The sequence below is a fragment of the Kribbella sp. NPDC056861 genome (genome assembly GCF_040687575.1).
Classification (GTDB): Bacteria; Actinomycetota; Actinomycetes; order Propionibacteriales; family Kribbellaceae; genus Kribbella.
Genome location: NZ_JBFBNQ010000005.1, coordinates 446,017 through 465,814 on the forward strand (window position 1 = coordinate 446,017; position 19,798 = coordinate 465,814).

The window sequence follows — 19,798 nt, forward strand, 5'->3', positions numbered from 1 at the left end:
AGTACTAGGACTTCTCCGCGGCGGCAGCAGCGGCTTCCGCCTCGGCCTCGGGATCGATGTCCGTGCAGGTCAGCACGCCGTCGTTGATCTCGCGCATCGCGATCGACAGCGGCTTCTCCTGGACGTGGGTCTCGACCAGCGGTCCGACGTACTCGAGCAGGCCTTCGCCCAGCTGCGAGTAGTAGGCGTTGATCTGCCGTGCCCGCTTGGCCGAGTACAGCACCAGCTTGTACTTCGAGTCGGTGTGGGTGAGCAGGTCGTCGATCGGCGGCGAAGTGATGCCGATGGCGACGGGCTGGTTGCCAGACAAAATGTCAGCTCTTTCCAGAGATGTTGGGTGATCGAATCAACTTTACCAAGTGATCGGCCGCTTCCCGAACCGACGCGTTCACGATCGTCACGTCGAACTCCTTCTCGGAGGCCAGTTCGAGGGTCGCGGTCTCCAGCCGGCGCTCCCGCTCCTCGGCCGTCTCGGTGCCCCGGCCGACCAGCCGGCGGACCAGCTCGTCCCAGCTCGGCGGCGCCAGGAAGACGAAATGCGCCTCCGGCATCGTCTCGCGAACCTGCCGGGCGCCCTGCAGGTCGATCTCCAGCAGCGCGGGCCGGCCGTCGGCCAGCTTGTCCAGCACCGGCTGCCGGGGCGTCCCGTAGCGGGCCGCCTTGTGCACGACGGCCCACTCCAGCAGCTCGTCGGCGGCGATCATCCGGTCGAACTCCTCGTCGGAGACGAACAGGTAGTGCACACCGTGCACCTCGCCCGGCCGCGCCTTGCGAGTGGTGGCCGAGACCGAGATCCAGATCTCCGGGAAGCGCTCGCGGATGTCGGCCGCCACCGTGCCCTTGCCGACCGCCGTCGGTCCGGCCAGCACGGTCAGCCGGGCTCCACCGCTGTCCTGGTCCCCCTCCGGGCTGCCACCCTCCGGACCGCGCAGCACACCGTCCTGGGCACCGTCCCGGACTGCGTCGGTGGAACCGTTCCCCGTGGCCACGTCTGTCTCCAGCTCAGTCGGCTCCAGCGTGCTCGACGGCAACTCGGTCGAGGTCAGCTCAGTCTGCATCATCGGTGTCACTCGGCGAACTCCCGCATCAGGGCCGCGATCTGGTTGGTGCCCAGCCCGCGCACCCGCCGGGTCTCGGAGATGCCGGCCCGCTCCATGATCTGCTGCGCCCGGACCTTGCCGACCCCCGGGACGCACTGCAGCAGCGCGCTGACCCGCATCTTGCCGATCACGTCGTTGGTCTGCCCCTCGTGCAGCACCTCCGTAGGAGACGCCCCCGAGTGCCTGATCCGGTTCTTGATCTCCGCACGCTCACGGCGTGCGGCAGCGGCCTTGTCCAGAGCAGCCGCGCGTTGCTCCGGGGTCAAAGAAGGAAGTGGCACCGTCTCACCTGTCCCGTTGTGTGTCTTCGCAGGTGAACCTAGCCAAACACGCCCTCCGACAGCAAACAACACACCATGCGGCGACGGCGGCACCCAGTTCGCTGACCGGGTGCCGCCGTCGCCGATTCGGCCGAAGCCGTGGCCCTGCGTGATGCTCTGTAGTGCCGGGTGGTACTGGATGGAGCGTTAGGAGATGGTCAGGCACCCCACACAGGTGCTGACCCCGCCGTCAGGGTTCGTCACCGTGATGTTGCGCGGTCCCGGCGTACCGGAGATCGACGAGGTGGTGACGTTGATCGAGTTCGCCGACCGGCTCAGCAGCAGCACGTTGATCCCGGTACCCGAGAAGGTCACCTGACTGGCCGCCGTGAAGCCGCTCCCGGTGATCGCGAACGACTTGAACAGTCCCCTGGCGACGGTGCTCGGCGAGGCGCCGGTCACCTTCGGGGCCGCGTTCAGGGTGAAGCAGTTCGCGCAGACCGCGTCGACCGTGCCGGCCCGGCTGACCACGACGTTGCTCCTGGCCACCGTCGCGTTCGCCGCGGTGTTGACCACCGCGTTGATCCGGGTCGCGCTGACGAAGGTGTACGACGTCATCGTGATCCCGGCGCCCGGGAACGACGGCACCGAGGCCGCGGTGAACCCGGTGCCGTTGATCGCCACCGCCCGGCCGGTCAGGCCCTGCGAGAACGCGTTCGGTGAGATCGACGTCACCGTCATCCCACTGCGGAGCTGGACGATCACGTTCGCGCTGAGGCCGATGTTGCCGGCCGCATCGGTGGACGAAGCGCTCAACGTGTAGGTCCCGGCCGCCAGGCCCGAGACAGCTGCCGTCCAGTTGCCCGCGGCCGCGGTACTGGTCAAGGTGCTGACCACCGCGCCCGAGGTGTTGCTGCCGGCATGGACCTTCAGCGTCACCGTCGCGCTGTCGCCCGGCAGTACGCCGGTCTTGCCGACGACGTTGATCGAGGTCGTGGTCACGATCGCGTTGTTGACCGGACTGGTGATCGAGACGATCGGCTTGACCGTGTCGACCGTGAAGGTCGACGTGCTGGTCCCGACGTTGCCGGCCGCGTCGGACTGGGTCGCCTGGGCCGTGTAGGTCCCTTGCGGGAGCACTGCCGGAGTGAGCGTCCAGGTGCCGGTGGCGGAGATCGTCACCGCGGTAGTCGACCTCGGCGTACCGGTCGCGGTGGCGCCGTTGTAGATGCTGACCGTCGTCGTTGCGGCATCGCCGGTCAGCTTGCCACCGGTTCCGCTGATCACCGGCTGGGTGGTGTTCCGGCTGGAACCGTTCACCGGCGCGGTGATCTGGACCACCGGAGCGGTCACGTCGGCCGCGTCGTTGACCACGAAGGTCTTCGGCGCGCTGGCCCCCGTCTGGCTGTTGCCGTTCTGCTTCGCCTGCACGGTGTAGATGCCGTTGGCGAGCGGGCCGGGCAGTGCCACGGACCAGGTGCCGGCGTTGTTGGTCGCGTTGGCGGTCAGGATCGGGTTGCCGATGCTGTAGAGACCCGAGTAGAGCGCCACGGTCACGTCGCTGCCGGTCGCCATCCCGGTACCGGTGACGGTCGGCACCACGTTGACCGTCTGGTTGGCCGTCGGCGACGTGATGACCGGGTTCGGAATCGCCTGTCCGCTGCCCATCACCTCGGCGACGCTCTTGATCGAGATGCCCCGGCTCGCGTTGGCCGGAGCGACCGCCCAGTCCAGGAACTGGTCGATCACCACGGAGTCGATCGGCCGGTAGTCGGCCATACAGGCGGCGTACTTCGCGGTGCCCTGGTAGCAGATCTCGTGGAAGATCATCGGCACCCAGCCACCGGCGTGATCGGCGGCACCATTGGCCGCGTCGATCAGCGACTGCAGCGTGACCGGACCGTCGTACGTAGTACCGAGGGCGTACAGCGCGAACGGATCGCGCGGCGGCGTCGACTCGGTGTAGATCGGCCCACCCACCAGGATGCTGCCGCCACTACGACCGGTCTGGTAGCCACAGCCCTGGACGATGCTGATCGCCTCGGCGTTGAAGGCGGCCTCCGGGTAGGCGAAACCGGACGGCGAGAAGCCCTGCGCCTGCAGCCGGGCCCGGTCGTCACAGACCTGGTGCCACTTGTAGTCGAAGGTGGTCGCCGGATCGGTGATCACCATGTGGTCCTTGGTGTGACCGCCGATGTCGTTGCCGTCGGCCTTGAGATTGTTGATCTCGGCCCACGTCATCGCGTTGTCCTCCTCGGGGTCGTCCACCGCACCGCTGTTGATGTAGAAGGTGCCGTGCACGCCGTGCGACGAGAGCATCGAACGGATCCCGTAGTGGCTGACCAGGCCGTCGTCGAAGGTCAGCGAGATCTGCGTCGGCCGCGCGGCCAGCACCGGCTGCGGGCCGGCGCCCATCACGTCGCGGACCTTCTCGATCGTGGTGCCGGCCGGGGCGCCGCTCTGCAGCCACTCGATGAACTGGTCCAGCACGGTGGAGTCGAGCGCCTGGTAGGTGCCCATGCAGTCGTTGTACTCCGGCGTACCGGGCTTGCAGACGTAGTTGAAGGCGATCGGCACCCAGCCGCCACCGTTGCTAGAGGCAACGTTGACCGAGTTCTGCAGATCGGCCAGGGTGAGCGGGCCGCTCGGGAAGTTCGCCGTGCTCAGCCAGAACGGGTTGGCCGGCGGCCGGCTCTCGGCGTACGGCGCGCTGGTCGGCGCCAGGCCGCCCACGGTCCGGCCGGACAGGTAGCCACAGCCCTGGACGATGGTGCCCGCGTTCGCGTCGACCGCGGCGTACGGGTAACTGAAGCTCTGCGGGTCGTATCCGAGACCCGCCAGTCTTTCCTTGTCGCTGCAGACCTGGTCCTGCTTGTAGGCCTGCGTGGTACTCGGATCGGTGAGGTCGATGTGGTCCTTGCTCAGACCACCGATCTCGTTGCCGTCCCGGTACAGCTCGTCGGCGTGCCACGTGGCGAAGTACCCCGGCGCGTTGGCCTGGATGATCCGGCTCGAGACGTAGAACGTGCCGTTGACGTTGTGGGACTTCAGAACCGGCGCCGCGTACTGGTACTGCGACATCAGTCCGTCGTTGAACGTCAGGGAAACAACCGTCTCCCCCGCGGCTTGCGCCTGCGTGACGAACGTGAACTGGCCGAACGAAACGGTGATCGCTAACGCAGCACCTATTCGTAAAGCCCGTGATTTGAGCACACCTGAAAATGACACCGAGGCCCCCCTGGCATCCGCAACGAATCCAACCCAGGACGGGCGCAGGATGCGCAGCCGTCCCCCCGCGAACGAGGCTAGCACTCGGGAACCGTTTCGGATACGACACGACGATGCGCGTGTGCACGACTGCGCAGGGTGTCCGGTACAGCTCAGTTGAACTTGGGGATGTCCACCTTGCAGGAGTCCTTGGCCTGGGTCGCGATCGCCTTGTAGGCCGTCGTAACAGCGCCGAGCTGCTTGCTCAGCCGGGCCAGCTCGACCTCGTTCTTCCCGGCCTTCTGGGCCTTTTCGGCGAAGGCCGCAACGACCTTCCAGTCGTCCTTCACCTCGGCCGGCGCGCTGTCCTGCAGCTTCTTCGCGTCCTCCAGCAGCTTGGCGTAGTCGGCCGGCACCTGCGGATCGACATTGGTCGCCGCGGCCGCGAACCCGGCCAGGTCGACGCAGTACGCCTGCTCTTCGGTACAGGCGGTCAGTCCGGCCGCCGCGATCACGATCGTCGCGGCCAGCCCAGCAGTACGGCGCATCACGGTGTCATCCTTCGAGTCGGTGTGGTCAACGCTACCGGCCGGCCCCCGAGGGAGACCGGCCGGTGCAGTAACTCTGGTGTCAGGAGCCGAGGGTGACCTTGCAGGTCTCCTTGGCCTGCTTGGCGATCGCCTCGCCGGCGGCCGCCAGCTTCGGCCCGGCGTCCTTGGCCAGCTCCGCCAGCTTCGCCTCGTCGCCATCGACCTCCTTGGCCTTGGCCAGGTAGTCGTTCATCACCTTCCAGTCGTCCTTGAGGTCGTCCGGCGCGGACTTCGACAGCTTCTTCGCCTCGCTGGTCAGCTTCTCGACGGCCTCTTTGTCCTTCAGGTCCTTCATGTTCTTGGTCGCCTCGGCGTAGTTCTGCAACTCGCTGCAGTAGTCGCCGCCCGAGCAGGCCGTCAAGGTGCCGACGCTCAATGTCACTACCGCCACGAGGGCCGCAACCTTACGCATTCCAGTCCTATCTGTTGCCGCGGGAAGACTTGCTCTTTCCGTCCCGGCAACCCTGGCGAACCACGGGGTCACCGGACCACCAGCCACGCCGTGAGGAACCTCCCACGACCTGGCTGGAACCGGCCCGCGACCTACCGCGTCGCTGCGTTGTCAGTAACCCAGGACCGTGCGGAACGCTTCGTTGGCGCGGTCGGCGGCGTCGCGCAGCGAGGTCGCGTCGGGGCCGGCGCCGAGAATCTCACGGGAGCTCGACGGTACGACGTTGCGCACTGCCGATCCGAAGACCTCGGTGAGTCCGGCGGCGGTCCCGCCCTGGGCGCCGAGGCCGGGGGCGAGCAGCGGGCCACGAATGTCGAGGTCCTCCCCCGTCGACTTGATGGTCGCGCCGACGACAGCGCCGAACGACCCGAGATCATCGGCACCGGCGTTGAGCTCACGCAGACCGTCGAGCACCGCACCGGCGACGGTCGAGCCGTCGGCCGTCCGGGCGGACTGGAACTGCGGGCCTTCCGGGTTGGACGTCAGGGCCAGGACGAACAGGCCGGCCCCGGCCTCGCGGGCCTCGTCGATGGCCGGCTGCAGCGAGCCGAAGCCCAGGTACGGGCTGACCGTCAGCGCGTCGCAGGCCAGCGGTCCCTTCTCTGCCAGGTACGCCGAGGCGTAGCCGGCCATGGTCGAGCCGATGTCGCCGCGCTTGGCGTCGATGATCACCAGGGCGCCGGCTTCGCGCAGCCGGATCGTCGCCTGCTCCAGCACGGCGATCCCGGCCGAGCCGAACCGCTCGAAGAAGGCCGACTGCGGCTTGAACACCGCGACGTGCTCGGCCAGCGCGTCGACCACGCCGTAGGTGAAGGAGGCCAGGCCCTCGGCGGTGTCGGGCAGCCCCCACTGGTCGAGCAGGTGGGAGTGCGGGTCGATGCCGACGCACAGCGGACCACGCTGGTCCATCGTCGCCCGGAGACGGGGCCCGAAAGGCTTGTTCTGCATGGGGAGATCACGCTCTCTCATCGGGAGGCCAGCTTTCTGTTGATGCGGCGGACCAGACCGGGGCCGCGGTAGATCAGGCCGGAGTACAGCTGGACGAGGCTGGCGCCGGCGTCGAACAACCGGGCCGCGTCGTCGGGGTCGAGGATGCCGCCGACGCCGATGACCGGCAGCTCGCCGTTGGTCTCACTGTTGATGTGGGCAACGGTTTTGGCGGAGATCTCGGTCAGCGGGCGGCCGGACAGTCCACCGGTCTCCTCGGCCTGCCACTCGTCGACCGGCGCGAGACCGTTGCGGCCGATCGTCGTGTTGGTGGCGATGATGCCGGCCACGCCGACCTCGGTGCAGACGCCGAGCAGCTCGTCGATCGCCGACTCGGTCAGGTCGGGGGCGATCTTCACCAGGATCGGCTTCGGCTCGCGGCCGCCGCTGGTGAGCGCTCTCGCCTCGTCGTGCAACGCGGTCAGCAGCTCACGGAGGTGACCCGAGTCCTGCAGAGAGCGCAATCCCGGGGTGTTGGGTGAGCTCACGTTGACGGCGAAGTAGTCGCCGTACCGGTAGAGGCGCTGCAGTGAGGTGACGTAGTCCCCCACCGCGTCCTCCAGTGGCGTCACCTTCGACTTCCCGATGCTGATGCCCAGCGGGTAGCCGAGATCCCCGTACTCCGCCAGCCGGGCCGCCAGGGCTGCCGAGCCCTCGTTGTTGAAGCCCATCCGGTTGATCACGGCTTCGCTCTCGACCAGCCGGAACAGTCGTGGCTTCTCGTTGCCCGGCTGAGGATGCGCGGTGACCGTGCCGACCTCGACGAAACCGAAGCCGAGTGCCCGCCAGGCTGGTAGCGCCAGGCCGTTCTTGTCCATCCCGGCGGCCAGGCCGACCGGGCTGGGGAAGCGGACACCGAAGACGGTGCGCTCCAGGCCGGCCGGGAGGGCGCCGTAGGACTTGGTGAGCGCGGGCACCGCTCCCGGGATGCGGCTGAGTCGCCGCAGCCCGTGGAGCGTCTGCTCGTGCGCCACCTCGGCGTCGCCTTGACCCAAGCGGTAGAGGACGGGCCTGATGACCTTTCGGTACATCAGTTGGCCGCCTGCGGCGACGAGGCGGAAGGCGCCGTCGGCGAGGCGCCGGCGGGCGCGTCGGCTTCGCCGCGGATGCGGCTCGCCCAGTCCTGCAGCGACCGGACTCCGATGTCGCCGGCCTGCTGCGCCTCGATGCCCTGTACCGCGGCGCCCAGACCCTGCACCGTGGTGATGCAAGGAATGTTGCGGGCAACAGCCGCACTGCGGATCTCGTACCCGTCGAGACGCGGTGAGCCGTCCTTGGTGATCCCGATCGGGGTGTTGACGATCAGGTTCAGCTCGCCGTCCTGGACCATCTGGACGATCGTCGGCTCACCGTTCGGGCCGGGGCCCTGGCTGCTCTTGCGCACCGTGACGGCCTGGACGCCGTTGCGCCGCAGTACGTCGGCGGTCCCCTCGGTCGCGTAGATCTGGAAGCCCAGATCGGCCAGCCGCTTGACCGGGAAGATCATGTGCCGCTTGTCCCGGTTGGCGACCGACACGAACACCTTGCCCGAGGCAGGCAGCGGCTGCGAGGCACCGGCCTGCGACTTGGCGAACGCAGTACCGAAGGTGTCGTCGATGCCCATCACCTCACCGGTCGAGCGCATCTCCGGCCCGAGCACGGTGTCGACCGACGATCCGTCGATGGTCCGGAACCGGTTGAACGGCATCACCGCTTCCTTGACCGCGATCGGCGCCGACGGCGGCAGCGTGCCACCGTCACCCGTGGCCGGCAGCATGCCCTCGGCCCGCAGCTCCGCGATCGTTGCCCCGAGCATCACCCGGGCAGCCGCCTTGGCCAGCGGGGTCGCGGTCGCCTTCGAGACGAACGGGACGGTCCGGGAGGCCCGCGGGTTCGCCTCCAGCACGTAGAGGACGTCACCGGCCAGCGCGTACTGGATGTTCAGCAGACCCTGGACGCCGATGCCGCGGGCGATCGCCTCGGTCGACTCCCGGATCTTCTGGATGTCCGCACTGCCCAGCGTGATCGGCGGCAGCGCGCAGGACGAGTCGCCCGAGTGCACCCCGGCCTCCTCGATGTGCTCCATCACGCCACCCAGGAACAGCTCGTTGCCGTCGAACAGCCCGTCGACGTCGATCTCCACCGCGTCGTCCAGGAACCGGTCGATCAGCACCGGGTGCTCCCAGTTCGCGGTCAGGGCGCCGCCGCTGAGCCGCTCGAGCGCGGCGGTCAGCTCGGCATCGGAGTACACGATCTCCATGCCGCGGCCGCCGAGCACGTACGACGGCCGGACCAGCACCGGGAAGCCGATCTCGGCGGCGATCTCCTGCGCCTGGTCGAACGACATCGCCGTGCCGTGCTTGGGAGCCGGCAGGTTGGCGTCGGACAACACCTTGCCGAAGGCGCCCCGCTCCTCGGCCAGGTGGATCGCCTCGGGCGAAGTACCGACGATCGGTACGCCGGCGTCAGCGAGCCGCTGGGCCAGGCCTAGCGGCGTCTGGCCACCGAGCTGGACGATCACTCCGGCGATCGGGCCGGCCTGCAGTTCGGCGTACACGATCTCGAGCACGTCCTCGCAGGTGAGCGGCTCGAAGTACAGCCGGTCGGAGGTGTCGTAGTCGGTGGAGACCGTCTCCGGGTTGCAGTTGACCATGATGGTGCAGTAGCCGGCCTCGCGCAGCGCCATCGACGCGTGCACACAGGAGTAGTCGAACTCGATGCCCTGGCCGATCCGGTTCGGGCCGGAGCCCAGGATCAGCACGGCCGGCTCGGTCCGCGGCGCGACCTCGGTCTCCTCGTCGTACGAGGAGTAGTGGTACGGCGTCGCGGCGGCGAACTCGGCCGCGCAGGTGTCCACCGTCTTGAAGACCGGCCGGATCCCCAGCGCCTGCCGGACACCGCGGACGACGTCCTCGGTCAGATCGCGGATCTCGGCCAGCTGCAGGTCGGAGAACCCGTGCCGCTTGGCCAGCTTGATGATCTCGGGGGTGAGCCGCGGCGCGGCCGCGACCTGGAGAGCGGTCTCGTGGATCAGGTACAGCTGGTCGACGAACCACGGGTCGATCTTGGTGGCGTCGAAGATCTGCTCCGGCGTCGCCCCGGCCCGGATCGCGTCCATCACGGTCCGCAGCCGGCCGTCGTGCGGCGTCTTGATTGCCTCCAGCAACGACTCCAGGTCGGTCGACGGAGCGCCGAGCCAGGAGAACCGGGCCTCCGGCTTCTCCAGCGACCGGAGCGCCTTCTGCAGCGCCTCGGTGTAGTTGCGGCCGATCGCCATCGCCTCGCCGACGCTCTTCATGTGCGTGGTCAGCGTCGCGTCGGCGGCCGGGAACTTCTCGAACGCGAACCGCGGCACCTTCACCACGACGTAGTCCAGGGTCGGCTCGAAGCTGGCCGGAGTCTGCTGGGTGATGTCGTTCGGGATCTCGTCCAGGGTGTAGCCGATGGCCACCTTGGCGGCGATCTTGGCGATCGGGAAGCCGGTCGCCTTGGAGGCCAGCGCCGACGACCGGGAGACCCGCGGGTTCATCTCGATCACGATCAGCCGGCCGTCGGCCGGGTTCACCGCGAACTGGATGTTGCAGCCGCCGGTGTCCACGCCGACCTCGCGGATGATGCCGATGGCAAGGGTCCGCATGGTCTGGTACTCGCGGTCGGTCAGCGTCATGGCCGGTGCCACGGTGACCGAGTCGCCGGTGTGCACGCCCATCGGGTCGACGTTCTCGATCGAGCAGATGATCACCACGTTGTCGGCCTTGTCGCGCATCACCTCCAGCTCGTACTCCTTCCAGCCGACGATCGACTCCTCGATCAGCACCTCGGTGGTCGGGCTGGCGGACAGGCCGGCGCCGGCGATCCGGCGCAGGTCGGCCTCGTCGTACGCCATCCCGGAGCCGACGCCGCCCATCGTGAAGGACGGCCGGACGACCAGCGGGTAGCCCAGCTCGTCGGCCGCGCCGAGCACGTCGTCGATCGAGTGGCAGATCCGCGAGGTGGCGGTGGAGGCGCCGAGCTTCTCGACGATCTGCTTGAACGACTCCCGGTTCTCACCGCGCTGGATGGCGTCCACGGAGGCGCCGATCAGCTCGACGCCGTACTTCTCCAGGACGCCGTTCTCGTGCAGCGAGATCGCCGCGTTCAGCGCGGTCTGGCCGCCCAGGGTGGCGAGCAGGACGTTCGGGCGCTCCTTCTCGATCACCTTCTCGACGTACTCCGGCGTGATCGGCTCGACGTAGGTCGCGTCGGCGAACTCCGGGTCCGTCATGATCGTGGCCGGGTTGGAGTTCACCAGGATGACCCGGAAGCCCTCCTCCTTCAGCACCCGGCAGGCCTGGGTGCCGGAGTAGTCGAACTCACAGGCCTGACCGATCACGATCGGGCCGGAGCCGATCACCAGCACCGAGTCGATATCCGTACGGCGGGGCATCAGTTGCGACCTTCCATCAGCGCTACGAAACGATCGAACAAGTAGGCGGAGTCGTGTGGACCCGCCGCGGCCTCCGGGTGGTACTGGACCGAAAAGGCCAGCGCCTTCCCGTCCTTCCCGGTCAGCTTGAGTCCCTCGACGACATTGTCGTTGAGCGACACGTGGCTCACCTCGGCCACGCCGTACGGCGTCTCGATCGGCCCGTCCAGCGGGGCGTCGACCGCGAAGCCGTGGTTCTGCGAGGTGATCTCGACCTTGCCGGTGGCCTTGTCCAGCACCGGCTGGTTGATCCCCCGGTGGCCGTACTTCAGCTTGAACGTGCCCAGCCCCAGCGCGCGGCCGAAGACCTGGTTGCCGAAGCAGATCCCGAAGTACGGCTTGCCGCGCTGCAGCAGTTCCTTCAGCAGCGTGGTCGGGTGCTCGGTGGTCTCCGGGTCGCCCGGGCCGTTGCTCATGAAGATGCCGTCGGGGTCGACCGCGAGCACCTCGTCGAGCGTCGCGGTGGCGGGCAGCACGTGCACCTCGATACCGCGCTCGGCCATCCGCTTCGGCGTCATCGTCTTGATCCCGAGGTCGAGGGCGACCACGGTGAACCGCTTCTCCCCCTCGGCCGGTACGACGTACGCCTCCGCCGTGGTGACCTGTTCGGCCAGGTCGGCGCCGGCCATCGAGGGCTGCTCCAGCACCTTCCGTAGCAGCACCTCGGGGTCGAGGATCTCGGTGGAGATCCCGGCCCGCATCGCGCCGAGCTCGCGCAGGTGACGGGTCAGCGCGCGGGTGTCGATCCCGGAGATGCCGACGATGCCCTGGCCCTTGAGCTGCTCGTCGAGCGAGCGGGTGGCCCGCCAGTTCGACGAGACCCGGGCGGGATCGCGGACGACGTACCCGGCGACCCAGATCCGCGACGACTCGTCGTCCTCGTCGTTGACGCCGGTGTTGCCGATGTGCGGCGCGGTCTGGGTGACGATCTGGCGGTGGTACGACGGATCGGTCAGCGTCTCCTGGTAACCGGTCATCCCGGTGGTGAACACCGCCTCGCCGAAGGTCTCACCGGTCGCCCCGTACGACGTACCGGCGAAGGCGCGGCCGTCCTCGAGGACCAGCAGCGCGGGTTGCGGCGCGTGGTTCAGCGTCGGTTGCAGGGCAGCCTGGCTCATTGCTCGGCTCCGATCAGGGTCGAGATGGATGCGGTCAGCGGGGCGGTGTCGGCCTTGCGGCGCGGGCGGAAGCCGGTGTCCAGCTCCCGGCCGTCGTGGGTCCAGGTGACCACCACCAGGCCGGAGGCCTCGGCGGTGACCTTGCCCGCGATACCGCGGTCGGTCCGGACGCCGGTCAGGTGGTCGACGGGGATGAAGACGTCCGCCGCGCCCTGCCGATGGAAGATCAGGCCGGCCTCACTGACGGCCAGGTCCGCGGTACTGCGGACTCCGAGTTCGTGCACGGCGATCCGGTCCATCCAGTCGCCGGCGGTGGTGGTCGCGACGTACACGCCTTCGATGCCCGACGCCTTGCCCTCGGGCACGGCCGGCAGCGGCGCGAGATCGGCCTGCCGGGACTGGCGGTTGCGCCAGCCGCGGTACATGCCGAACCACGCCAGGCCGATGATCAGCAGCGTGCCGGCGATGCCGAGAACAGTTTTCACTTGGTGAGCTTCCCGTCCAGCACGGTCGGCTCGCCGCGGAGGAAGGTCGCCATCACCTTGCCGGGCAGCTTCATCCCGACGAACGGCGTGTTCCGCGACAGCGAAGCGGTCTCGGCCGGTACGACGGTGCGCTCGGCCGCCGGGTCGACCAGGACCAGGTTGGCCGGCGCACCGACTGTCAGCGGCTGCCCGTGCTCGGTGATCTGGCCGATCGCGGCCGGCCGGTAGCTCATCCGGTCGGCCAGATCGGCCCAGGTCAGCAGCTTGGTGTCGATCATCGCGTGCTGGACCACTGAGAGAGCGGTCTCCAGCCCGGTCATCCCGAACGCCGCCGCGCTCCACTCGCAGTCCTTGTCCTCGACCGGGTGCGGCGCGTGGTCGGTGGCGACGATGTCGATGGTGCCGTCGGCCAGGCCCTCGCGGACCGCCTCGACGTCGGCCTTGGTGCGCAGCGGCGGGTTCACCTTGTAGACCGGGTTGTACGACGCCGCCAGGTCCTCGGTCAGCAGCAGGTGGTGCGGCGTCACCTCGGCGGTGACCTCGAGCCCGCGCCGCTTGGCCGCCCGGACGATCTCGACCGAGCCCTTGGTGGACAGGTGGCAGATGTGCAGCTTCGAGCCGACGTGCGCGTTCAGCAGGATGTCGCGGGCGATGATGGACTCCTCGGCCACACTCGGCCAGCCGGTCAGCCCGAGCACGCCGGAGAGCGCTCCCTCGTTCATCTGCGCGCCCTGGGTCAGCCGCGGCTCCTGCGCGTGCTGGGCGATCGTGCCGCCGAAGGCCTTCACGTACTCCAGCGCGCGGCGCATCAGCGCGGCGTCCCAGACACAGTCGCCGTCGTCGGAGAAGACCCGGACCCGGGCGGCCGAGTCGGCCATCGCGCCGAGCTCGGCGAGCTGGGTGCCCTGCCGGCCGACCGTGACGGCGCCGATCGGGTAGACGTCGGCGTACCCGCCCTCGCGGCCGAGCCGCCAGACCTGCTCGACGACGCCGGCCGTGTCGGCCACCGGGTCGGTGTTGGCCATCGCGAAGACGGCGGTGAAGCCGCCCAGCGCGGCCGAGCGGGTGCCGGTCAGCACCGTCTCGGCGTCCTCGCGGCCGGGCTCGCGCAGGTGGGTGTGCAGGTCGACCAGGCCGGGGAGCGCGATCTGGCCGGTCGCGTCGATCACCTCGACGCCTTCCGGCCGCGGTACGTCGTTGCCAATGGCCACGATCTCGCCGTTGTCGATCAGCAGGTCCGCCACCTCACCACCGATGATGCTTGCGCCGGTGATCACATACGCGGTCATGCCTTGGGCTCCTCTGTCGGGTTGGTATCGGTACTGCCTGAGAGCAGCAGGTAAAGCACGGCCATCCGGATCGCCACGCCGTTCGTGACCTGTTCGACGATCACCGAGCGGGTCGAGTCGGCGACCTCGGCGCTGATCTCCATCCCGCGGTTCATCGGGCCGGGGTGCAGCACGATCGCCTCGTCGGGCAGCTGGGCCATCCGGTGCACGTCCAGGCCGTAGCGCCGGGTGTACTCGCGGGCGCTGGGGAAGAACGCGTCGTTCATCCGCTCGCGCTGGACCCGCAGCATCATCACCGCGTCGCTCTTGGCCAGCGAGCCGTCCAGGTCGTACGACGTGGCGCACGGCCAGTTGGTCATGTCGACCGGCAGCAGCGTCGGCGGCGCGACCACGGTGACCTCGGCGCCGAGTGTCGAGAGCAGCAGCACGTTCGACCGGGCCACCCGGCTGTGCAGCACGTCGCCGACGATGGTGATCCGGCGGCCGTCGAGCGAACCGAGGTGGCGGCGCATGGTGAACGCGTCCAGCAGCGCCTGGGTGGGGTGCTCGTGGGTGCCGTCGCCGGCGTTGACCACCGAACCGTTCAGCCAGCCCGAGGTGGCCAGCAGGTGCGGCGCGCCGGACGAGCCGTGCCGGCAGACCACCCCGTCGGCGCCCATCGCCTGCAGGGTCAGCGCGGTGTCCTTGAGACTCTCGCCCTTGCTCACGCTGGAGCCCTTGGCGGAGAAGTTGATCACGTCGGCGGAGAGCCGCTTGGCGGCCGCCTCGAAGGAGATCCTGGTCCGGGTGGAGTCCTCGAAGAAGAGGTTGACCACCGTGCGGCCGCGCAGCGCGGGCAGCTTCTTGATCGGCCGGTCCGCCAGCGAGCGCATCTCCTCGGCGGTGTCGAGGATCAGGTTCGCCTCGTCCCTGGACAGATCACCTGCACTCAGCAAATGCCTCACGCCGAAGCTCCCGTCTTGTCGGCGATGAGTACCGCATCGGCGCCGTCGTACTCGGTCAGGTGGACGGTGACCCGCTCGACCAGGGAGGTGGGCAGGTTCTTCCCGACGTAGTCGGCGCGGATCGGCAGCTCGCGGTGGCCGCGGTCGACCAGGACGGCCAGCTGGACCGCCTTCGGCCGGCCGATGTCGCCGATCGCGTCCAGCGCGGCCCGGATGGTGCGGCCGGAGAACAGCACGTCGTCGATCAGGACGACCACCTTGCCGTCGATCCCGCCGGGCGGGATGTCGGTGTGCTCCAGCGCGCGGGCCGGTTTGAGGCCGATGTCGTCGCGGTACATCGTCACGTCGAGTGACCCTGTGGGCACGCTCTGCCCTTCGACCGCCGCGATCCGCTCCGAGATGCGGGTCGCCAGACCCACGCCACGGGTGGGGATGCCGAGCAGGACCACCGGGTCGGCACCGCGGTTGCGCTCGAGGATCTCGTGCGCGATCCGGGTCAGTGCCCGGGAAATATCGGAAGCATCCAGCACTGTGCGGGGCACGGCCTTGACTGCAGGCTCGGGTACCGAGGCAGGGCTCATCGCTACCGTTCCTCCTTTCCCGCCTCTCTGGACGGGTCTTTAAAGGACGTTCGGACCGCTTGACATGGTATCGGAAGTGACACGCCGTCTTGACGCTGGCCTCCGGCCCAGAATATTGTTACTCTGTGTAACCGTGGGCGGTTTGATCAAATGGGCCCCCACAAAGGTTCGGCTGAACAACCCAGCGAACCACCGGAGTAACGACCAAAAGTCGGAGGGAAGAACCAGCGTGCCTAGCGAATACGCGAAGACACTGGGCGGCAAGTTGCGCGCCATCCGCCAGCAGCAAGGTCTGTCGCTGCACGGCGTGGAAGAGAAGTCCAAGGGTCGCTGGAAGGCGGTCGTCGTCGGCTCGTACGAGCGTGGCGATCGGGCCGTCACCGTCCAGAAGCTTGCGGAGCTCGCCGATTTCTACGGCGTGCCGATCCGTGAGCTGCTTCCTGGATCCGCCAGTGCGGCTGCAGCGGCTGCTGCTCCGCCCCGGTTGATCCTGGACCTGGAGGCCCTGCAGCACCTCGACGCGAGCGAGGCCGGGCCGCTGACGCGGTACGCGGCCACGATCCAGGCTCAGCGCGGGGACTACAACGGCAAGGTGCTGTCGATCCGTCAGGACGACATGCGCACCCTGGCCGTGATCTACGACGAGTCGCCGACGACTCTGACCGAGCGTTTCATCTCCTGGGGTGTGCTCAACCCGGAGGCGAAGGGTGACGTCGAGGAGTCCGAGGCAGCCGGCGCCTGACCGGCGTCCGACTCGCGACGGCGTGACAAGACGGTCTGGGCTCGTAGCAGCTTGCCCACGGCCGCCTGCCCGCCTCTCCACACGGAGACGGGCCAACAGTAAGAAGTACCGGCTTTTTCAGTAGGCACTATCGCAGTACCAGGCCGGGGCCGTTCCCCCCGAGCCGACGAACGGGGACGCTGAGAAGGCCCGGCACCGCACCGTGGCGGTACCGGGCCCTTTGGGCAAGCAAGGCCGTACTTCGAGGAACAGCAGCCGCTGCGGAGCTCTAGACGCCCAGGGTGGGCTTGAGCTGCAGCAACCGGGCCAGCAGCCCGTTGACGAAGGCCGGCGACTCGTCGGTGGACAGGTCGCGCGCCATCGAGACGGCCTCGCTGACCGCCACCACGTCAGGCACCTGCTCGTCGAACAGCAGCTCGTAGGCGCCGATCCGCAGGATGTTGCGGTCCACGGCCGGCATCCGGTCCAGTGTCCAGCCCACCGAGTGGGCGCTGAGCAGCTCGTCGATCGCCTCGATGTGCTCGGCGACACCTCCGACCAGCGCCACGGTGAACTCGTTCACCGGCGGGTCGTTGTCGGCCACCCGGTCGGCCAGGGTGCCACCGACGGGCAGCCCCCGGAGCTCCGACTCGTAGAGCACGTCCAGGGCGCGCTTGCGGGCCTTGCTGCGGGCAGACATGTTCTGTTGTCCAGACTCTCGGGTGTCAGGAGGTGACGCGGCCGAGGTAGTCCCCGGTCCGGGTGTCCACCTTGACCTTTTCACCGGTGGTCAGGAACAGCGGGACGTTGATCGTGTAGCCGGTCTCCAGCTTGGCCGGCTTGGTGCCACCGGTCGAGCGGTCGCCCTGCAGGCCGGGCTCGGTGTACTCCACGGTGAGCTCGACCGAGGCCGGGAGCTCGACGTACAGCGGCAGCTCTTCGTGCACCGCGACGATGGCCTGCTGGTTCTCGAGCAGGAAGTGCGAGGCGTCGCCGACCACCTCGGGGGTGATGCTCACCTGCTCGTAGGTGGCGCTGTCCATGAAGACGTAGGAGCCGCCGTCGTTGTACAGGTACGTCATGTCGCGCTTGTCGACGTTGGCCACCTCGACCTTGACGTCGGCGTTGAAGGTCTTGTCGACCACCTTGCCGCTCAGCACGTTCTTCAGCTTGGTGCGCATCACGGCGCCGCCCTTGCCGGGCTTGTGGTGCTGGAACCAGACGACAGACCACAGCTGCCCATCCAGGTTGAGCACCATGCCGTTCTTGAGGTCGTTCGTCGATGCCACGCGGGAAATCCCCTTAGGAAAGTGACCGGACAGAGGTCACGGTAGAAGTGATCAGCGGTACGCCAGATTGTAGCGGTCCCGGGCAGTTCTCCCGATTCCTGGTCTCCGGCCCCTCTACGCTGGCCTCCAGGCAGTTCCCCGACCGCGCCCCGGAGGTATCAGATGACGGGTTTCATCATCGTCGCCGTCTTCCTTGTCATCTTCGGGTTCGGCCGCAAAGCGGCCAAGTCCAAGGTCGATCCGTCGAACCTGAGCCCCCGGGTGCAGAAGCTGCTGGAGCGGATGCAGGCCCAGCAGGGTGGTCTGCAGCCGCCGGTGCTCGGGCAGTTCACTCAGCCGACCTCGGGTCAGCCGTTGCCCGGGCAGTTGCAGGGGCAGACGTTCCCGGCCGCTCCCCCGACTCAGGTCCGGCAGTCCGGGCGGGCGCAGAGCAGTGCGCAGCTGGCGGGGCTGCTGCAGTCGCTGCTTCAGGCAGGTCAGCAGAACGGCTACTCCCAGCCCGGTCAGTACCAGCCGGCGCCACAGCAGCAGGGACCTCAGCCGACCAACTGGCCACCGCAGTACCAGCAGGCGCCGCAGCAGCAGACGAACTGGGCGCCGCAGTACCAGGCGGCGCCGCAGTACCCGGCACCGCAGTACCCGCAGGCTCAGCAGATGCCGCAGGTGCCGCAGTACGCACCGCAGGCCAACCGGACTCAGCACGGCCGGCAGCCGGCGCACAACTTCCCGGCCGCCAACAGCCCGCTGGAGCGCCGCATCCGCGAGCTGATGTCGACCGGACACGAGGTGTCGGCGATCCGGCTGCTCTGCGACGAACAGGATCTCGGCATCATCGAGGCCCAGGAGTACGCCCGCGGTCTGGTCGCCCCGGCCGGCAAGGCCGGCGCGAGCACCGACTCGGCCGGCTCGCGCTCCGATGCGACCGACGACGAGAACCGGTACGTCGGTTCCGCCGCGTTCGCCGAGTCGGTCTTCGATCTGGATCGTGACGAGAACGTCTGGGCCAGCGGCTGGGTCGACAAGGCCGAACCCGAGGACCGCACCGACATCGACGAGCTGTGGCAGACCGTCCGCAACGCCGGCGGCCGGCCGCCTACTCCGGCCAGCTGAGCACGAGTTGGTGGTGGCGCTTCCTGAGCTGGAAGCCCACTGGCAGTTCGGCTTTCGGGAGGTCGGCCGGGTAGATCCGTAGTTGCGGACCAGAGCCGCCTCGGTGCTTCTGGTCCCACTTGCACACCTGATCGACGAGCGACCGAGCCAAGCGCGGCGCGTCCGGACCATGCGCGATGGCGCCGAGCTCGACGAAGTCCGGATCCGCCGCGGCACGAGCAGTGAGATAGCCCAGCGAGGTGTCAGAAGCGATCGCCGAGGCACCCCATCGCGGCGCCGGTGAGACCAGCTTCTTCTTGACCGCCCGCGGCTCAGCCACCAACAGGCAGAACCCGGGCAGCGTCGAGGCGAGCCACAGGTCGAGGTCGCACAGCGGCTCCTCGCGATTCATCAGCACCCCGGACCAGGCCGTCGCGATCTTCTGCTCCAGCACCCGCGCGGGCGGTACCGGCTGATCGCCCTGGTCCTCGTCGAAGGTCAAGCTCACCAGCTCGCCGCGCAGCGGCACCGACCGCTCGTACCCCGCTCCCGCGCCCTGCATGGCGACGAATCCACAAACCGCCATCGACCGGCTCTCCAAGAACCCGTCGCACAGATCGAAGGCGGTCGACCGGGTCTGCGACCGCATCCGCAGCGGTACGACGATGCGCCCACCCGGCGCAAGCTGCTCCAGCCACGCGGGTGCGATGTCCCAGGCGGTGACCGTAACGATGATGCGGTCGTAGGGAGCGCCGCCCGGCCAGCCGAACTCGCCGTCGGCACGCTGCACCCGGACATTCGGATACCCGGCGGCGTCCAGGCCTCTCCAGGCACGAGCCGTGACGTCCTCGTCGATGTCGATCGTGGTGACGGCGCCCGCCGGACTGACCAGCTCGCTCAGCAGGGCGGCGTTGTAGCCACCCGACCCGATCTCGAGCACTCGATGGCCAGGCTGGATATCGGCCTGCTCCAGCATCACCGCCACGACGGTCGGCTGCGAGACCGAGCTGATCGCGACACCCGACTGGTCACGCTTCATCAGGACGACGTCGTCGGTGTAGGCGAGCTCCACCGGAACCTGCGGGACGAAGAGATGCCGCGGGACGGTCCGGAACGCATCGGCGACCCGTTGGTCCTGGATCGCGCCCCGGGTGAGCAGCAGGTCGGTCAGCGCCGCGCGCAGGAGTCCGGCGTACGGCGAATCGCTGGTGCCGGAATGATCCGCCATCTTCGGAGTTTACTG

The 19,798-nt window shown here is 68.5% G+C and carries 19 protein-coding genes; 2 read left to right on the forward strand and 17 right to left on the reverse strand.

What is annotated here, in order from left to right; translation table 11 throughout:
• Positions 1–4 precede the first annotated feature (4 nt).
• From rpoZ to pyrR, 14 genes are all read right to left on the reverse strand, one after another.
• Positions 5–310 (reverse strand): DNA-directed RNA polymerase subunit omega, encoded by a 306-nt coding sequence (rpoZ, locus tag AB0P21_RS26335; protein WP_164593232.1) that lies wholly within the window; start codon positions 308–310, stop codon positions 5–7.
• Positions 311–314: 4 nt separating this feature from the next.
• Positions 315–932: a guanylate kinase gene (gmk, locus tag AB0P21_RS26340; protein ID WP_363700226.1), complete on the reverse strand. Its 618-nt coding sequence runs from the start codon at positions 930–932 to the stop codon at positions 315–317.
• Between the two features lie 134 nt (positions 933–1,066).
• Positions 1,067–1,381: an integration host factor, actinobacterial type gene (mihF, locus tag AB0P21_RS26345; protein WP_026163363.1), complete on the reverse strand. Its 315-nt coding sequence runs from the start codon at positions 1,379–1,381 to the stop codon at positions 1,067–1,069.
• Positions 1,382–1,567: 186 nt separating this feature from the next.
• Complete coding sequence (locus tag AB0P21_RS26350; protein WP_363699858.1) at positions 1,568–4,573, reverse strand: polysaccharide deacetylase family protein; 3,006 nt, start codon at positions 4,571–4,573, stop codon at positions 1,568–1,570.
• Between the two features lie 167 nt (positions 4,574–4,740).
• Complete coding sequence (locus AB0P21_RS26355; RefSeq protein ID WP_363700227.1) at positions 4,741–5,115, reverse strand: hypothetical protein; 375 nt, start codon at positions 5,113–5,115, stop codon at positions 4,741–4,743.
• A gap of 82 nt (positions 5,116–5,197) precedes the next feature.
• Entirely contained in the window at positions 5,198–5,548 is a 351-nt protein-coding gene (locus AB0P21_RS26360; protein ID WP_363699859.1) for a hypothetical protein, read from the reverse strand.
• A 171-nt stretch (positions 5,549–5,719) separates the two neighbouring features.
• Positions 5,720–6,556, reverse strand: coding sequence for an orotidine-5'-phosphate decarboxylase (pyrF, locus tag AB0P21_RS26365; protein WP_363699860.1), 837 nt, complete (start codon positions 6,554–6,556; stop codon positions 5,720–5,722).
• Between the two features lie 17 nt (positions 6,557–6,573).
• Positions 6,574–7,626: a quinone-dependent dihydroorotate dehydrogenase gene (locus AB0P21_RS26370; protein WP_363699861.1), complete on the reverse strand. Its 1,053-nt coding sequence runs from the start codon at positions 7,624–7,626 to the stop codon at positions 6,574–6,576.
• Positions 7,626–11,000, reverse strand: coding sequence for a carbamoyl-phosphate synthase large subunit (gene carB / locus AB0P21_RS26375; RefSeq protein WP_363699862.1), 3,375 nt, complete (start codon positions 10,998–11,000; stop codon positions 7,626–7,628). The genes AB0P21_RS26370 and carB overlap by 1 nt, the downstream gene beginning before the upstream one ends.
• On the reverse strand, positions 11,000–12,157 hold the full coding sequence (gene carA / locus AB0P21_RS26380; protein ID WP_363699863.1) for a glutamine-hydrolyzing carbamoyl-phosphate synthase small subunit: 1,158 nt from the start codon (positions 12,155–12,157) through the stop codon (positions 11,000–11,002). Before carA ends, carB begins: the two co-directional genes overlap by 1 nt.
• Positions 12,154–12,642: a hypothetical protein gene (locus AB0P21_RS26385; RefSeq protein WP_363699864.1), complete on the reverse strand. Its 489-nt coding sequence runs from the start codon at positions 12,640–12,642 to the stop codon at positions 12,154–12,156. Before AB0P21_RS26385 ends, carA begins: the two co-directional genes overlap by 4 nt.
• Complete coding sequence (locus AB0P21_RS26390) at positions 12,639–13,931, reverse strand: dihydroorotase (protein ID WP_363699865.1); 1,293 nt, start codon at positions 13,929–13,931, stop codon at positions 12,639–12,641. The genes AB0P21_RS26385 and AB0P21_RS26390 overlap by 4 nt, the downstream gene beginning before the upstream one ends.
• Positions 13,928–14,875 (reverse strand): aspartate carbamoyltransferase catalytic subunit, encoded by a 948-nt coding sequence (locus AB0P21_RS26395; protein WP_363699866.1) that lies wholly within the window; start codon positions 14,873–14,875, stop codon positions 13,928–13,930. The genes AB0P21_RS26390 and AB0P21_RS26395 overlap by 4 nt, the downstream gene beginning before the upstream one ends.
• A complete protein-coding gene (gene pyrR, locus AB0P21_RS26400) occupies positions 14,872–15,456 on the reverse strand; it encodes a bifunctional pyr operon transcriptional regulator/uracil phosphoribosyltransferase PyrR (RefSeq protein WP_363699867.1) in 585 nt (194 codons plus the stop codon). Before pyrR ends, AB0P21_RS26395 begins: the two co-directional genes overlap by 4 nt.
• Before the next feature lie 229 nt (positions 15,457–15,685).
• Between pyrR and AB0P21_RS26405 the strand changes: the two genes are divergently transcribed.
• Positions 15,686–16,198, forward strand: a complete 513-nt coding sequence (locus tag AB0P21_RS26405; protein WP_026163359.1) for a transcriptional regulator — start codon at positions 15,686–15,688, stop codon at positions 16,196–16,198.
• 268 nt (positions 16,199–16,466) lie between these two features.
• Here AB0P21_RS26405 and nusB read toward each other — a convergent pair whose 3' ends face one another.
• Both nusB and efp read right to left on the reverse strand, forming a co-directional pair.
• Positions 16,467–16,877 carry a transcription antitermination factor NusB gene (gene nusB, locus AB0P21_RS26410; protein ID WP_363699868.1) on the reverse strand — a complete coding sequence of 137 codons (411 nt, stop codon included), beginning with the start codon at positions 16,875–16,877 and terminating at the stop codon, positions 16,467–16,469.
• Positions 16,878–16,902: 25 nt separating this feature from the next.
• The gene (gene efp, locus AB0P21_RS26415) at positions 16,903–17,466 is read right to left on the reverse strand and encodes an elongation factor P (RefSeq protein ID WP_363699869.1); all 564 of its coding nucleotides are present in this window, start codon (positions 17,464–17,466) and stop codon (positions 16,903–16,905) included.
• A gap of 162 nt (positions 17,467–17,628) precedes the next feature.
• On the opposite strand from efp, the gene AB0P21_RS26420 reads away from it, so the two are divergent.
• Complete coding sequence (locus AB0P21_RS26420) at positions 17,629–18,576, forward strand: hypothetical protein (RefSeq protein WP_363699870.1); 948 nt, start codon at positions 17,629–17,631, stop codon at positions 18,574–18,576.
• Here AB0P21_RS26420 and fxlM read toward each other — a convergent pair.
• Positions 18,560–19,783: a methyltransferase, FxLD system gene (gene fxlM, locus AB0P21_RS26425; RefSeq protein ID WP_363699871.1), complete on the reverse strand. Its 1,224-nt coding sequence runs from the start codon at positions 19,781–19,783 to the stop codon at positions 18,560–18,562. The genes AB0P21_RS26420 and fxlM overlap by 17 nt on opposite strands.
• Between the last annotated feature and the right edge of the window lie 15 nt (positions 19,784–19,798).